Source organism: Arthrobacter sp. 05L421 (assembly GCF_056397785.1).
This window is the reverse complement of record NZ_JBFTOC010000018.1, coordinates 1-15,070: the sequence shown is the minus strand read 5'-3', so window position 1 is coordinate 15,070 and position 15,070 is coordinate 1. Positions and strand designations below refer to the sequence as shown.

12 protein-coding genes and 1 pseudogene are annotated in these 15,070 nt (G+C 66.2%); 8 read left to right on the top strand and 5 right to left on the bottom strand.

Annotation, left to right across the window (positions count from 1 at the left end; all coding sequences use genetic code 11):
- Positions 1 to 5 precede the first annotated feature (5 nt).
- Entirely contained in the window at positions 6 to 1,541 is a 1,536-nt protein-coding gene (locus AC1DKQ_RS17600) for a purine-cytosine permease family protein (RefSeq protein ID WP_476919704.1), read from the bottom strand.
- Positions 1,542 to 1,647: 106 nt separating this feature from the next.
- Here AC1DKQ_RS17600 and AC1DKQ_RS17595 point away from each other — a divergent pair, with 106 nt between their 5' ends.
- Positions 1,648 to 3,192, top strand: a complete 1,545-nt coding sequence (locus tag AC1DKQ_RS17595; RefSeq protein WP_476883226.1) for a PucR family transcriptional regulator — start codon at positions 1,648 to 1,650, stop codon at positions 3,190 to 3,192.
- Between the two features lie 30 nt (positions 3,193 to 3,222).
- On the opposite strand, the gene AC1DKQ_RS17590 is transcribed toward AC1DKQ_RS17595, so the two are convergent.
- The 3 genes from AC1DKQ_RS17590 to AC1DKQ_RS17580 form a co-directional block, all read right to left on the bottom strand.
- The gene (locus tag AC1DKQ_RS17590) at positions 3,223 to 4,035 is read right to left on the bottom strand and encodes an IclR family transcriptional regulator (RefSeq protein WP_476883225.1); all 813 of its coding nucleotides are present in this window, start codon (positions 4,033 to 4,035) and stop codon (positions 3,223 to 3,225) included.
- Between the two features lie 91 nt (positions 4,036 to 4,126).
- A complete protein-coding gene (locus AC1DKQ_RS17585) occupies positions 4,127 to 5,383 on the bottom strand; it encodes an aminopeptidase P family protein (RefSeq protein WP_476919703.1) in 1,257 nt (418 codons plus the stop codon).
- A 76-nt stretch (positions 5,384 to 5,459) separates the two neighbouring features.
- Positions 5,460 to 6,869 carry an MFS transporter gene (locus tag AC1DKQ_RS17580; protein WP_476919702.1) on the bottom strand — a complete coding sequence of 470 codons (1,410 nt, stop codon included), beginning with the start codon at positions 6,867 to 6,869 and terminating at the stop codon, positions 5,460 to 5,462.
- Positions 6,870 to 7,364: 495 nt separating this feature from the next.
- Here AC1DKQ_RS17580 and AC1DKQ_RS17575 point away from each other — a divergent pair, with 495 nt between their 5' ends.
- Together AC1DKQ_RS17575 and AC1DKQ_RS17570 are read left to right on the top strand one after the other, a co-directional pair.
- Positions 7,365 to 7,634, top strand: a complete 270-nt coding sequence (locus AC1DKQ_RS17575; protein WP_476883241.1) for an aldehyde dehydrogenase family protein — start codon at positions 7,365 to 7,367, stop codon at positions 7,632 to 7,634.
- 112 nt (positions 7,635 to 7,746) lie between these two features.
- The gene (locus tag AC1DKQ_RS17570; RefSeq protein ID WP_476883222.1) at positions 7,747 to 7,884 is read left to right on the top strand and encodes an aldehyde dehydrogenase family protein; all 138 of its coding nucleotides are present in this window, start codon (positions 7,747 to 7,749) and stop codon (positions 7,882 to 7,884) included.
- A 110-nt stretch (positions 7,885 to 7,994) separates the two neighbouring features.
- Here AC1DKQ_RS17570 and AC1DKQ_RS17565 read toward each other — a convergent pair whose 3' ends face one another.
- Positions 7,995 to 8,666, bottom strand: a complete 672-nt coding sequence (locus tag AC1DKQ_RS17565; protein WP_476883221.1) for a GntR family transcriptional regulator — start codon at positions 8,664 to 8,666, stop codon at positions 7,995 to 7,997.
- A 158-nt stretch (positions 8,667 to 8,824) separates the two neighbouring features.
- On the opposite strand from AC1DKQ_RS17565, the gene glyA reads away from it, so the two are divergent.
- The 5 genes and pseudogenes from glyA to AC1DKQ_RS17540 form a co-directional block, all read left to right on the top strand.
- Positions 8,825 to 10,165 (top strand): serine hydroxymethyltransferase, encoded by a 1,341-nt coding sequence (glyA, locus tag AC1DKQ_RS17560; RefSeq protein WP_476883220.1) that lies wholly within the window; start codon positions 8,825 to 8,827, stop codon positions 10,163 to 10,165.
- Positions 10,162 to 11,382 carry a sarcosine oxidase subunit beta family protein gene (locus AC1DKQ_RS17555; protein WP_277525147.1) on the top strand — a complete coding sequence of 407 codons (1,221 nt, stop codon included), beginning with the start codon at positions 10,162 to 10,164 and terminating at the stop codon, positions 11,380 to 11,382. Before glyA ends, AC1DKQ_RS17555 begins: the two co-directional genes overlap by 4 nt.
- 30 nt (positions 11,383 to 11,412) lie before the next feature.
- Complete coding sequence (locus tag AC1DKQ_RS17550) at positions 11,413 to 11,742, top strand: sarcosine oxidase subunit delta (protein WP_476919701.1); 330 nt, start codon at positions 11,413 to 11,415, stop codon at positions 11,740 to 11,742.
- Entirely contained in the window at positions 11,739 to 14,693 is a 2,955-nt protein-coding gene (locus AC1DKQ_RS17545; RefSeq protein ID WP_476919700.1) for a 2Fe-2S iron-sulfur cluster-binding protein, read from the top strand. The genes AC1DKQ_RS17550 and AC1DKQ_RS17545 overlap by 4 nt, the downstream gene beginning before the upstream one ends.
- Positions 14,686 to 15,070 (top strand): annotated as a pseudogene (locus AC1DKQ_RS17540) (sarcosine oxidase subunit gamma); the annotation flags it as partial. The gene AC1DKQ_RS17545 and the pseudogene AC1DKQ_RS17540, both read left to right, overlap by 8 nt.

Genomic DNA, 15,070 nt, shown 5'->3' with positions numbered 1-15,070 from the left:
TCCTGCTAGAGGGCGGCGCGGGTGGGTGATGGGACCGGAAGGTCGGCCGCTGGAGGCGTGGATACCTCTGTGGTCAGTTCGCTGCCGCTGGGGACATCTAGGAACTTGCGGTGGAACCGCGGTCCGAGGACGGCGTAGGCGGCGGCGCTGGACAGTCCCCCGGCGAGCCAGGACAAGTCCCACCCGCCCAGGGCGACTGCGATGGGTCCCTGCATTGCCGGGACCAGCCCGTACATGAAAAGCCAGGTGGCGAAGATGCCGATGACCAGGGAGATGATGCCTGCCGGGTTTACGCCTGGCAGCCGTTTGGTGCCGACAGCGTCGAAGAGCCTGTCGGGGTTACCGGGCCAGCGTTTCTCGATCCAGAAGTAGTGGACCAGCATGACTCCGCCCCAGGCAGCCACCCAGGCGACCAGCCCAATCAGCCATGCGTCCAGCACGGAGGCGAAGTCCTCCTGGAAGATGAAGAAGATCACGACGACAAGGGAGAAGACGCCGACGAACAGGTTCAACTTGCGCCTGCTGATGGAGATGTCCAGTGCCTGCGTGGCGACGGAAAAGGTGTAGATGTTCAAGATGTTGGTCGCGATCGGGCCGTGCAGCACCATGAGCAGCACGGGGAGGGCCAGTGCGCCGAAGTTCAGGACGATGAGTTTGCCGGGATCTATTTCACCTGTGTTGGTGGCCAGGCTGGCCCCCAGAATGCCCAGCCAGACGACGGGGATGAACTGGCCCAGCACCGACGCGAGGTAGACCTTGCGCTTGGGCACCGTGGTGCTGACGAAGCGGGAGTAGTCTGCGGCGTAGGTGAACCAGGTGATGCCCCAGCCGATGCCGATCGCGGTCATGACCGCGCTCATCGCGGCGATGCGTTCCGAGCCTTCCAGGATGTGGCCGGCGGGGCCAGCGTAGGTCCAGTTGATCTTCATGCCGAACCAGGCCACGGCGGACATCACGGTCAGGATGACGATGGTCGGCGGGACGGTCCATTTCTCGAACGCGGCGATCGCCTTGTAGCCGAACCAGGCAATGGTTACCTGGGTGGCCATGATAAAGGTGGCGATGCCGATCTTCCATGCATAGTTGTGGGCCTCCGGGTCAACCCATCCCAGGGTTCCGAACAGCGCCATGACCAGATCCAGGATGATCCAGGTGTTGACCGCACACCAACCGATCACCAGAAGGGCCTGAATGGCCGCCGGAAGATAGTTTCCGCGCCGTCCAAAGGCGGCGCGGGCCAGCACCATGCCGGTCGCTCCCGTTTTTTGACCCAGCAGGACAAAGCACCCAAAGAGCAGCATCCCGATCAAGTTTCCAAGGACAAGAACGGTGACCGTATCCGCGAATCCCAGGCCGAGCTGGATGCCGAGCGCTCCGAGCACCCAGTTGATCGGGGCGAGGTTGGCGCCAGCCCAGATCCAGAACTGGCCGGACACTTTGCGGGTCCGCTCTGATTCGGGGATGGGGTGAAGCCACGCTTCGTGGTCTTCACTGGCTACCGGCGCGGAGCCGGCTGGGGCCGCTGGTGATTTTTGACGCATTGGGAGCCTCCGAGGGTGTATGGGATTTCTCAAGATTATGTGTCGTAGGCCACACCGGCCATATACAATGTGTCTAAATAAACCTAGAGCGACGTGACGGAGTGTAATGTCCATTCATCTTGACGATGTGCTGAACCATCCGACCCTCGCGGCTGCCGATCCCGTCATCCGGGCGGCGGCCCGGGCTGCCGCCCGTACGCAGCTGCGGTGGATCCACTCCAGTGAAATCATCGACATCGCACCCCTGCTTGCCGGCGGGGAGCTTCTGCTGACAGGCGGCGAAGCCCTCGCCCAGGCCTCTGAAGAGCGGCAGGTCAATTACGTTCGCCAACTGGCCGAGCGGGGCGTGGCGGCCGTCGCCATCGAAACCGGGACGGCCCTTCCCTCCCTCCCGTCCGCAATGGTGGCGGCCGCCGAGGAAGCTGGCCTTCCACTGATCGAACTTCGCGGCGTGGTGCCGTTCGTCGGTGTCATGCAGGCCATCAACTCGATGCTTGTCAGTGACTCGGTGTCCCAATTGCGGCGGGCGGACGAGGCCAGTCACGCCATGGCAGTCGAGCTGGCGCACGGCGGCGGCCTGGACCGGATCCTCGCCGTGCTGGCCGGCATCATCCATGCCGAGGTGACCCTGACGTCCATATCGGGCGCGACCCTGGCCAGCGCAACCCCGGGGAAGACGGAAACCACCGACGCCGATGCCTCCGTCTTGGGGCCGCAGGAGCAGGCCCGCCTGCTCCACATCGACGTCCCGATCCGCGGCATTCTCGCTGCGCAGCTGTTGCTCCGGGTCCCGGCGGGCGAGGACGAGAACCTGGCCCGAACAGCCGGGAACCGCTCAGTGGATATTCTGGCCCTGGCCCTGTTGCAGCGGATGTCTCCCGGGCTTAGGGAAGTCGCCGGGGCGGCCCTGCTTCGCGCGATAGATTCGGGCAGCCAGGCCTGGCGGCTCCAGCAGCTGGCGTCCGCGGCGGGGATTCCGCCGGCTGCCGCGCTTGTAGCCATCGTGATCCGGTCCGACATGCTCCAACAGCTCCGGGCGCCGGTAGAGCGCCTCCTGACCCGGGGGGCGCAGCCGAGCGCCACCTATGTCGATAACGCCGAGCTCCTGGCGGTGGCCGTCCTCCCGGGCGATAATCCGCGGGAAAGCCGGCACGCACTCCTGGCCGGCCTGCGGGGGTTGCCCGCGCTGGCAGATACGCTCGTTGCCGTTGGCCCGCTGGCCGCCGGCATATCGGAAGCTCCTTGGTCGCTGTCGGAATCCAGGCTCACGCTGGAACTGGCGGACGAACTGGAAAAGTTCCCCGCGGCAGCAGAAGGCCCGCACTGTCCTGTGATCGATTCCGAAACATTCGCCGTCGAACGCCTCGCAGTGGGAAGCCTGGATACCGAGCAACGGCGGAACTTCGTGCGCCAGCAGCTGGGCGCACTCCTGGACCATGATGCCCAACGCAATTCGCGGCTGCTCGACACCCTGGCGACGTGGCTGGATTCCGGATGCAACACCGCCCAGGCGGCCAGGGAGCTGCACGTTGAACGGCAGTCGATGCATCAACGGCTGCAGCGGATCTTCGACCTGTGCGGCGGCGACCCCCGGCGAACGGGCCGGCTCGCGGCCTTGCATTTGGCCACGCGGCTGGCCCGGCTGGGCTAAGGCGGGCGCGCCGCGCTTGCCGTCCCCGCGTTAGCCGCTGCTGCGGGACGCGCGGCCGCCCAGCCGCCCGGTGATTTTGCCGGCCGCAGCCGCGCACGCTTCACCCAGGCTCTGCAGCCCTTCGGGGGAGACGCGGAACCGGGGCGCCGAGATCAGGACGGCCGCCACGATGTCGCCGCGGTGGTCATAGGCGGGGGCGGCCACGCCCACTTCGTCGATGGAGGATTCGCCGTAGTTGATGGCCCAACCACGAGCCGTCACATCCTTGAGCTTGATCAGGTAGCCGTCCAGGCCCGCATCATCGAGTCCCGGGTAGCTGATCGCTCCGCTGCGGAGGAGTGCGCGGACGCGTTCGACGGGCGCGGCGGACAGGAAGACCTGCACGGAGGCGCTCATGGCGTCGGTGTACCGGGCTCCCAGCGGGGTGGTGTGTTTGATCTGGTGGTGGCTGGCAATCTGTTCCACGCACATTGATTCGGCGCTGTTCCACACCATGAGGGCGCTGGTTTCGCCGGTCTGTTCCGTGAGTTCACGCAGGACCGGGTACGCCACGCGCCGTTCTTCCAGTTCGGCCAGCAACGGTCCGGCGACGGCGATCAGTCCCAGCCCCAGCCGGAAGCGGCGGGTTTCCGGATCCCGTTCCACCAGGTGTTCCTGTTCGAACGTGGCCAGGATCCGGGAAACGGTGCTCTTGTGCAGGCCCACGCGGTTGGCGATCTCGGTGACGCCCAGCAGCGGCTCGTCGGCGCTGAACGTTCGCAGCACGGCGATGGCGTTGACGATGACGGACGTGCCCTTGGTGTCGCCGTTTCCGCTGGTCTCGGGAGATTCTGCTGGGGTCATGGTGTCTACCATCATTCCGTATGGGGGCCCGAAAGCGGCGCCACGGAGGACGTGGCGCCGCTTCTGCTCCCCTTCAGGGGATGTGGGCGTCTCAGGCGCCCACGATGTTGTACTCCGGGCCGAACGGGAACTTCGTGATGTTCTCGGCTCCGTCCTCACCGACCACCAGGATGTCGTGCTCCCGGTAGCCGCCGGCGCCGGGCTGGCCGTCCAAGACGGTGATCATGGGTTCCATGGACACCACCATGCCGGGTTCGAGCACGGTGTCGATGTCCTCGCGGAGTTCCAGTCCGGCTTCGCGGCCGTAGTAGTGGCTCAAGACGCCGAACGAGTGTCCGTAGCCGAATGTCCGGTTGGCCAGCAGTCCGTGGCCCACGTAGATCTCGTTCAGTTCGGCGGCGATGTCCTTGCAGACCGCTCCGGGCTTGATGAGCTCGAGGCCGCGCTTGTGGACTTCCACATTGATGTTCCACAGCTCAAGGGAGCGGGCGTCCGGTTCGCCGTAGAAGAGGGTGCGTTCCAGTGCGGTGTAGTAGCCGGAGGTCATGGGGAAGCAGTTCAGCGACAGGATGTCGTGCTCCTGGATCTTGCGCGTGGTGGCCCAGTTGTGGGCGCCGTCGGTGTTGATGCCGGACTGGAACCACACCCAGGTGTCACGGATTTCCGAATCCGGGAACGTGCGGGCGATTTCGTGGACCATGGCCTCGGTGCCGATCAGGGCGACCTCATATTCGGTGATGCCGGCGGTGATGGCGTTGCGGATGGCTTCGCCGCCGAGATCGCCGATGCGGGCCCCGTGCTTGATCACCTCGATTTCCTCGGCCGATTTGATCATCCGCTGGCGCATCGCGGCCTGGGCCACGTCCACCAGGGCGGCCCCGGCGAAGGCGGCCTGGATCTTGTTGCGGTTGTCCTGCGGGAGCGAATCGTCTTCGACGCCGAGCCGGCGGGGGCTAATGCCGCGGGTGCGCAGCGCCTCCTGGATGGCGAAGATGTAGTTGTCACGGCGCCAGTCCGTGTACACCACGTTGTCGCCGTAGCTGCGCCGCCACGGCATGCCGGCGTCGATGTTGGCCGTGACAGTCACGGTGTCATCTTTGGTGACCACCATGGCGTAGGACCGGCCGAAGTAGGTGAAGAGGAAGTCAGAGTAGTACTTGATGGAGTGGTAGCTGGTCAGGACGACGGCGTCCAGGTCCTTCTCTGCCATGATGCGGCGGAGTCCGCCGAGCCGGCGCTCAAATTCGGCGTTGGAAAAGGTCAGCTTGTCCTTCTGCCCGTTGTGCAGGACTTTCAGTCGCTCCAGTTCGGCGATGGACGAAGCGTTGTTGGAGGTTGCGATGGTCATGGTGGTGGTGCCTTTCTGCAGTGCTGTTCTGTGGAGGGGAAAATTGGGGCGGAGAAAATTGGGGCGCCTGTCGGGGCTACTCGTGGCGCAGCGGTTCTTTGCTGGTTTCACGGGAGAGCACGACGGCGATCAGGGAGATGGCCGCGGCGCCGGCCAGGTACCAGGCAGGGGCCAGGTCATTGGCCGTCGCGGCGATCAGGAGGGTCGCCATGAACGGCGCAGTGCCGCCGAACAGCGCATTGGAGAGATTGAAGCTGACGGCGAAGCCGCTGTAGCGGACACGGGTGGGGAACATTTCCGCGAGGAAGCTCGGGAGCGTGCCGTCATTGAGCGTGAGCATGCCGCCTAGCAGGATCTGGACCAAGACGATCACCAGGAAGTTCCCGGTGCCCAGCAGGGCGAAGGCCGGCACCGTCAGCAGGATGAAGCTCAGGGATGCGGCGATGAGTACCTTTTTCCGGCCGTAGCGGTCCGAGAGCATTCCGGTCAGGAAGATGAACCCGATGTACGTCACCAGGGCGATGGTGGTGGCCAGGAAGGATTCGGCCGCGCCGAGACCGAGCTCCGAGGACAGGTACGTTGGCATGTAGCTGAGGATGACGTAGAACCCGACGGCGTTGAGCAGCACGGCTCCGACGGCCTTCAGCAGCAGCCGCCAGTGGTTCCGGAAGAGGCTGGATACCGGGGCCTTGATGGCCTGGTCCTCCTCTGCCAGCTCGCGGAACACCGGGGTGTCTTCCAGCTTGGTGCGGATGTAGCGACCTATCAGGCCCATCGGGGCGGCCAGCAGGAACGGCAGCCGCCACCCCCAGCTCTGCATCGCCTCGGTGCTGAGCAGGATGGTCAGCAGGCCCGCGAGCAGGGAGCCGAGCAGCAGGCCCGCGGCCGTGCTGGCCGGAACCACCGCCGCGTACAAGCCGCGTTTGTTGGCGGGGGCGTACTCCACCAGGAAGGCGGATGCGCCCGCATATTCGCCCGAGGCGGAGAAGCCCTGGACGACGCGCACCAGCAGAAGAAGGATCGGGGCCCAGACGCCGATGGAGTTGTACCCCGGGATAAGCGCGATGCAGAAGGTCGCTCCGGACATGATCAGGATTGACAGGGAAAGCGCAGTGCGGCGCCCCACCCGGTCGCCAATGTGGCCCCAGACGAAGCCGCCAAGCGGCCGCACGAGGAACGAGATGGCGAACAGGGCGAAAGTCAGCAGAAGCGCGGTCTGGGGATTGGATTCGGGGAAGAAGACCGCGGCAATTGTTGCGGCCAGGTAGCCGTAGACGGCGTAGTCGAACCATTCGACGAAGTTCCCGATGAAACTTGCGGCGACCACCCGCCGTCGGGTCTCCCTGCTGACCACGGGATCTTGCCCGCCCGGCGCGCCGCGGCCGCTCAACGTGGCGTGTCCGGAGGAAGTACTGCCATGCCCGCTATTCGACTCCGGGCGGATCGACCCCGCAAGTGTGGCCGGGGAGGAATTTTCGTTACTCATGTGTCCACCAAAGTGTTTTGGAGTTGCAATCAGTGCAACGCTGTTGCATCAGATTAGGCGTGACGCATGACACAGTCAATGCTTTTTTATTTTTCCGTCGCGCGGATCCTCGATGAAACCGCAGAATCCGGGCAGCGGACACCCATCAGGCCGCAAAATAGAAGTTGCACTGAACGGGACTGAGTTGCATAAATCCCGCCGTCAGCGCGTCAGCTTGTGAAAAGCTTGAGCCGGGAGGTGCTGCGGTTCCACCCACGCCGACGCGGTGGCACACTTGGTGGACTATCGAGTGGCCGGGGGTCCACGTCAGGAGATCGTCATGGGCAGGCTGGTACGCGCGCGCACTTCCGGCCGGACGGCCGGCGAGCCATGATGGCCGGGTGGGCTTATCTCATGGCGGGAATCATGACCGTCGACTCGCTCCTCCTGGGATTGCTCCTGATGAACGTGAAGTGGCCGAGGCGTTGGAAGTAAAGCGGCCAAAACCGACGCGCACTGCGTCCGGCGACGCGGGAAATACCTGACGCGGCCGGTATACGGGCGCGCTGGGTATTTTGCGCATCGGCAGACACGGACCGCGTCCTCCGCGACCTCGAGCGTACGCAGCGCGACGGCATCCGGGCCGCCGTCGGTGGCTCTGCGCTTGAGGGTCCGGGCTACTTTGTCGCTCCGACGGTACTGGTCAGCGTGCCCGACGGGGCCGAATGCTCCCGCGAGGAGATCTTCGGGCCCGTCGTCACCACCGAGGCCTTTGCCAGCGAATAAAAGCCATCACCCGCGCAAACGATGCGCCGTTCGGCCTTGCCGCCTCCATCTGGACCGAGGACGCCCGGAGCAGCCATGACTGGCATCCAGGATCGATGCCGGCACCGCCTGGGTGAACTCGCACCTGGTGCTGGCCAATGAAGTCCCGTGGGGCGGATTCAAGGGTTCCGGCTACGGGCGGGACCTGTCCGTCTACGCCCTGGACGACTACTCCAGAACCAAGCACGTCACGCACAACCGCGGGCGCTGAACTGCGGAGGACGACGGCGGGCGCCTCCCGCCGTCGTCCACGTCGCCGGAAACGTGCGGGTTCGCCGGTTGCTTCCGGCGAACCCGCAGTGTTCCGGCGATTTCGGCGCGCTAGAGGACCTTGCGGATGGTCTCTTCGAAGCTGGTGACGTGGTGCAGGGCGAGCTCCCCGGCCCTGTCCGCGTCGCCCTCGGCCACCGCTTTGAGCAGCTCCACGTGCTCGGAGATGTGGCCGCTGACCGAGGGGACCTTGTCCAGGACCAGGCACCAGATGCGCGTGGCCAGGTTGTCGTAGCGGATCAGCGTGTCCTCAAGATGCGGGTTGGCGGCGGCCCGGTAGATCAGGCGGTGCACCGTCAGGTCGTAGCGCATCAGCTCCCGGGACTCAGCGGGAAGCGGGGCCAGGTCCGCAATGGTCTTGGCGACATCCAGCAGTTCGCGGCGCATGGCGGCGTTGGCCCTCGTCGCCGCCCGGCGCGCCGCCAGCGGTTCCAGCAGTTCCCGGATTTCCGAGACATCAGCCAGTTCCGTGAAGTCCACAGTGGTGGCAAAGGTTCCCCGGCGCGGATAGGAAACCACCAAATGGTCCACCTCCAGCCGTTTGATCGCCTCGCGCACGGGAGTGCGGCCGAAGCCGAGCTCGGCGGCGAGCTGCCCGTCATTGATGGGTTCGCCCGGCCGGATTTCGAGCATGATCAGCTTGTCGCGCAACTGCCGGTACGCGGCCTCCGCCTGGGACAGGGCTTCGCCCTCTGCGGGCGGCAGGACGGTCAGTGCATTCACAGCTCGGCTCCGTTTCTGGATTCAACGTTTCTCGATTTCAACCGGAAGCTTGGTTCCACTTGGCTTCCGGCTATTGACTCTGGTGTGATCTCAATCATACCATTGTTCTCACACTGATATATCAGTCATAGCAATAGTGGTATTTCAAAGGAGCAACCGTGGTTGAGCAGTTGAACGAGCGACTTTCCGTAGTCGATCCCGAGGTGGAACAGGCCGTGGCGCGCGAACTGAAGCGCCAGCAGTCCACCCTCGAAATGATTGCGTCCGAGAACTTCGCCCCCGCCGGGGTCATGGAGGCACAGGGTTCGGTGCTGACCAACAAGTATGCCGAGGGCTATCCGGGCAAGCGCTACTACGGCGGCTGCGAGCACGTCGATGTGATCGAGCAGCTCGCCATCGACCGGGTCAAGGCCCTGTTCGGCGCGGAGTACGCGAACGTGCAGCCGCACTCCGGCGCGCAGGCCAACGCCGCTGCGATGTTCGCCCTCCTGGAACCGGGCGACACCATCATGGGACTGGCCCTGGCGCACGGCGGCCACCTCACCCACGGGATGAAGATCAATTTCTCCGGCAAGCTCTACAACGTGGTCCCGTACCACGTGAGCGAGCACAACCACTTGGTGGACATGGCCGAGGTCGAGGCCCTGGCGCTGGAGCACCGGCCCAAGATGATCGTGGCCGGATGGTCCGCATACTCCCGGCAGCTGGACTTCGCCGAGTTCCGGCGGATCGCCGACCTCGTGGGCGCATACCTCATGGTGGACATGGCGCATTTCGCCGGCCTGGTTGCGGCGGGGCTTCATCCGAACCCCGTCCCCTACGCCGACGTCGTCACCACCACCACGCACAAGACCCTCGGCGGCCCGCGCGGCGGCGTGATCCTGGGTAAGGCGGAGTACGCGCGCAAGATCAACAGCGCCGTGTTCCCCGGCCAGCAGGGCGGTCCGCTGGAACACGTGATCGCGGCCAAGGCCGTGGCCTTCAAGATCGCGGCGTCCCCCGAGTTCAAGGAACGCCAGGAACGCACGCTCGAAGGCGCCAAAATCCTCGCGTCCCGGCTCCTGAAGGACGACGTCGCGGCGGCCGGGATCTCTGTAGTCAACGGCGGCACCGATGTGCACCTGGTCCTGGTGGACCTGCGGGACTCCGAACTGGACGGGCAGCAGGCCGAAGACCGGCTCCACCGGATCGGTATCACCGTCAATCGCAACGCCGTCCCGTTCGATCCCCGCCCGCCCATGGTGTCCTCCGGCCTGCGGATCGGCACCCCCGCATTGGCCACCCGCGGCTTCGGTGCCGCGGAGTTCACTGAAGTGGCGGACATCATCGCCACCGCCCTCATCTCACAAGCACCCGGGGACGAGCTCAGCGACCAAATCGCAGCTGAACTGCGCGGACGCGTCAGCGCCCTCGCGGACCGCTTCCCCCTTTACCCGCATCTCGGCACCAGTACAGCGGCAACCGGGCTTGAGGCGGAACTGATTGGAGCAGCACGATGACCACCGAACACCTGCCCGAGCACCCGGACTTCCTCTGGCGCAATCCGGACCCCAAGTCCTCCTACGACGCCGTGATTGTGGGCGGCGGCGGACATGGACTGGCGACGGCATATTACTTGGCCAAGAACCACGGGATGACCAACATCGCCATCCTCGAAAAAGGCTGGCTGGCCGGTGGCAACATGGCCAGGAACACCACCATCATCCGCTCCAACTACCTCTGGGACGAGAGCGCGGCGATCTACGAGCACGCCCTGAAGCTGTGGGAGATCCTGCCGGAAGAACTCGAATACGACTTCCTGTTCAGCCAGCGCGGGGTCATGAACCTGGCCCACACCCTGGGCGACGTCCGTGAGAGCGTCCGCCGCGTCGGAGCCAACAAACTCAACGGCGTCGACGCCGAGTGGCTGGACCCGCAGCAGGTCAAGGAACTCTGCCCCATCCTGAACATCAACGACAACATCCGCTACCCGGTGATGGGTGCCACCTACCAGCCGCGCGCCGGCATCGCCAAGCACGACCACGTGGCGTGGGCGTTCGCCCGCAAATGCGATGAGCTCGGCGTGGATATCATCCAGAACTGCGAGGTCACCGGCTTCGTCAAGGACGGCAACAAGGTGGTGGGGGTCAAGACCAACCGCGGCACCATCAACACCGAAAAGGTGGGCCTCTGCGCCGCAGGGCACAGTTCAGTGCTGGCGGAAATGGCCGGGTTCCGGCTGCCTATCCAGTCCCATCCCCTCCAGGCACTGGTGTCCGAGCTCCACGAGCCCGTCCACCCCACCGTGGTCATGTCCAACCACGTCCACGTCTACGTCTCCCAGGCGCACAAGGGCGAACTGGTCATGGGCGCCGGCGTGGACTCGTACAACGGCTACGGCCAGCGCGGATCATTCCACGTGATCGAGCACCAGATGGCAGCCGCCGTCGAACTCTTCCCGATCTTCGCCAGGGCCCACGTGCTCCGGACGTGGGGCGGGATCGTGGACACCACCCTGGACGCCTCGCCGATCGTGGGCACCACCCCGGTGGAGAACATGTTCGTCAACTGCGGGTGGGGCACCGGCGGGTTCAAGGGCACACCGGCGGCCGGGCTGACGTTCGCGCACACCATCGCCACGGGAACCCCGCACAAACTCAACCAGCCCTTTGCGCTCGAACGCTTCGAAACCGGGGCCCTGATCGATGAACACGGCGCCGCCGCCGTTGCCCACTAAAAAACCTGCCCACTAGAAAGAGGTACGGACATGCTCTTGATTCCCTGCCCCAACTGCGGTCCCCGCGACGAGACCGAATTCCACTACGGCGGCCAGGCCCACGTGGCCTACCCGGAAAACCCCGCCGAACTCACGGACCGCGAATGGGCCGAGTACCTGTTCTACCGCGACAACACCAAGGGAGCCTTCGCCGAACGCTGGCTGCACAGCACCGGGTGCCGGCAATGGTTCAACATGCTCCGCGACACGCACACCTACGACATCCACGCCGTCTACCCGATGGGCCAGCTCCGCCCCGCCACGGGAACCATAGCCCCGAACGTCACCAGCCCCGTCTCCCCGGAAGGAGCAATCAAATGAGCGCTCAGCCGCAGTCCGCGCGCCTTAGCGCCGGCGGACGCATCGACCGCAGCGTCACCTGGCGCTTCACCCTGGATGGTCAGGAGTACACGGGCCACCCGGGCGACACCCTCGCCTCGGCGCTGCTGGCGAACGGCCGGCTGGAGGCGGGCAACTCCCTCTACGAGGACCGGCCCCGCGGCATCATGTCCGCCGGCGTGGAGGAGTCCAATGCCTTGGTCAAGGTCGCCGCCCGGTTCCCGGGCCACGTGGCCGAATCCATGCTCCCCGCCACCGCCGTGTCCCTCATCGACGGGCTCAACGCCGAATACCTCAACGGACTGGGAAAGCTGGACCCGGACGAGGACCGCGCCGAGTACGACAAGAAGTACGTCCACACCGACGTCCTTGTGGTGGGCGGAGGCCCTGCGGGCCTGGCCGCAGCGCGGCAGGCCGTCCGCGCCGGCGCCCGGGTCATCCTCATCGACGACCAGCCCGAGCTCGGCGGCTCGCTGCTGTCCGGATCCACCGATCCCTCGCTCGCGGAGAGCATCGAGGGACAGCCCGCCCTGGACTGGGTGGCCAGTGTTGAAGCCGAACTGATCTCCGCGGCCGAGTGCACGGTGCTGAACCGCACCAGCGCCTTCGGCTCCTACGACTCCAACTACGTCATCGCGGCCCAGAACCGGACGGACCACCTCCTGACCCCGGCCGCACCCGGCGTGTCCCGCCAGCGGATCTGGCACATCCGCGCCGCCCAGGTCATCCTGGCCCCGGGCGCCCACGAGCGCCCGTTGGTCTTCGAAAACAACGACCGCCCCGGGATCATGCTCGCCTCCGCGGTCCGCACCTACCTCAACCGCTACGCCGTGGCCGCCGGCTCCCGCGTGGTCATCAGCACCACCAACGACAGCGCCTACGCCCTGGCCGCCGACCTCCGCGCCGCCGGCATCGCCGTCGAAGCCGTCGTAGACGCCCGTCCGCAGCTGAGCGAAACGGCCACGGCAGCCGCCGCGGCCGGAACGCGGGTGCTGATCGGCAGCGCCGTCGCCAACACCACCGCTGATCTGTCCGGCGACGGCCGGCTCCTCGGCGTCACCGTCCGGAGCATCAACGACGCCGGCGAACTCACCTCCGGCATCGAACAACTCGCCTGCGACCTGCTCGCCGTCTCCGGCGGCTGGTCACCGGTGGTGCACCTGCACTCCCAGCGCCAGGGCAGGCTCCGCTGGGACGACGACCTCGCCGCCTTCGTCCCCAACAGCGTGGTGCCCAACCAGCAGGTGGCCGGCTCCGGCCGCGGCAGTTTCGCCCTGGGCGACTGCGTGGCCGAAGGCATCTCCGCCGGAGCCTCGGCGGTCATCGCCGCGGGCTTCGACTCCGACGTCGCACCCTCTGCCCCGACGCCGCCGCGCGCCTCCTCCCCCACCCGCCAGCTCTGGCTGGTCCCCGGCGAACAGGGCGGCCCGGAGGACTGGCACCACCACTTCGTGGACTTCCAGCGCGACCAGTCCGTGGCCGACGTCCTCCGCTCCACCGGGGCCGGCATGCGCTCGGTGGAACACGTCAAGCGCTACACCTCGATCAGCACCGCGAACGATCAGGGCAAGACCTCGGGTGTGAACGCGATCGGCGTCATCGCGGCAGCCCTCAAGCACGGCGGCGGGGAAACGGTTGGGGTAGGCGAGATTGGGACCACCGCGTACCGCGCCCCCTTCACCCCCGTGGCATTCGCCGCGCTGGCCGGACGCCAGCGCGGCGAACTGTTCGACCCTGCCCGGCTCACCTCGATCCACCCGTGGCACGTCGCCCAGGGCGCGCTGTTCGAGGACGTCGGCCAGTGGAAGCGGCCCTGGTGCTACCCGCAGGACGGCGAGGACATGGACACCGCGGTCCTGCGCGAATGCGCGGCCGTCCGGGAGTCAGTGGGCTTCATGGACGCCACCACCCTGGGCAAGATCGAGATCCGGGGCAAGGACGCGGGCGAGTTCCTGAACCGCATTTACACCAATGCCTTCAAGAAACTGGCCCCCGGCTCGGCCCGCTACGGCGTCATGTGCACCCCGGACGGGATGATCTTCGACGACGGCGTCACGCTCCGCCTGGACGATGACCGGTTCTTCATGACCACCACCACCGGCGGTGCAGCGAAGGTCCTGGACTGGCTGGAGGAATGGCTGCAGACCGAGTGGCCGGAGCTGGACGTGCACTGCACCTCCGTCACGGAGCAGTGGTCCACCATCGCCGTCGTCGGACCGAAATCCCGGGCCGTTCTCGCCAAAGTGGCCCCGGAACTGGCAGCCGACGGCGGTCTGGACGCCGAGGCTTTCCCGTTCATGACGTTCCGGGAGACCACCCTGGCCTCCGGTGTCCAGGCCCGGGTCTGCCGGATCTCGTTCTCCGGTGAGCTGGCCTACGAAATCAACGTCCCGTCCTGGTACGGGCTGAGCACCTGGGAAGCCGTGGAGGCAGCGGGCGCGGAGTTCAACATCACCCCGTACGGCACCGAGACCATGCACGTGCTGCGTGCGGAGAAGGGGTACCCGATCGTCGGCCAGGACACCGACGGGACCGTGACCCCGCAGGACGCCGGCATGGAATGGGTGGTGTCCAAGGTCAAGGACTTCATCGGCAAACGCTCGTACGCCCGCAAGGACGCCGGCCGCGCCGACCGCAAGCATCTGGTCAGCGTCCTCCCCGTGGACGGCAGCATCCGGCTCCCCGAGGGCACCCAGCTGGTGGAGCAGGGCATCACGGTCAACCCCGCCTACGGGCCCGTGCCCATGCAGGGGTTCGTGACCTCGAGCTACCACAGTGCGGCGCTGGGCCGGTCATTCGCCCTGGCCCTGATCAAGAACGGCCGCAACCGCATCGGCGAAACCCTGGTGGCCGCCGCCGGCGACCAGCTGGTGGACGTCGTCGTCGCAGAAACCGTACTTTTTGACTCTGAAGGGACCCGCAAAGATGGCTGACACTGCAGCACTCGAAAATTCCAAGAAGATCCAGACCCTCCGGACCAGTCCGGCCTCGCTCCTGTGGACAGCATTTGAAGCGGGGTCCGTGGCGGGCACCGTGGAGCTGCGCGAGGTGCCGTTTCTGACCATGGCGGGGCTCCGGGTCGATCCTGCCGGCGAGGCCGGGGAGCGCCTGGGGGCCGTGGCCGGAGGCCTGCCCTCCGCGTCGGGGGAAGTCGGCGGCAACGGCGACACCGCGGTGCTGTGGCTGGGCCCGGCAGAATTCCTGCTCGTGGCCCCCGCGGAATCCCACGAAAGCCTGGGCGGCGAGCTCCCCCGGGGGCTCATCACGGCACTGGCGGACGGCCAGGGCCAGGTGGTGGACCTGTCCGCCA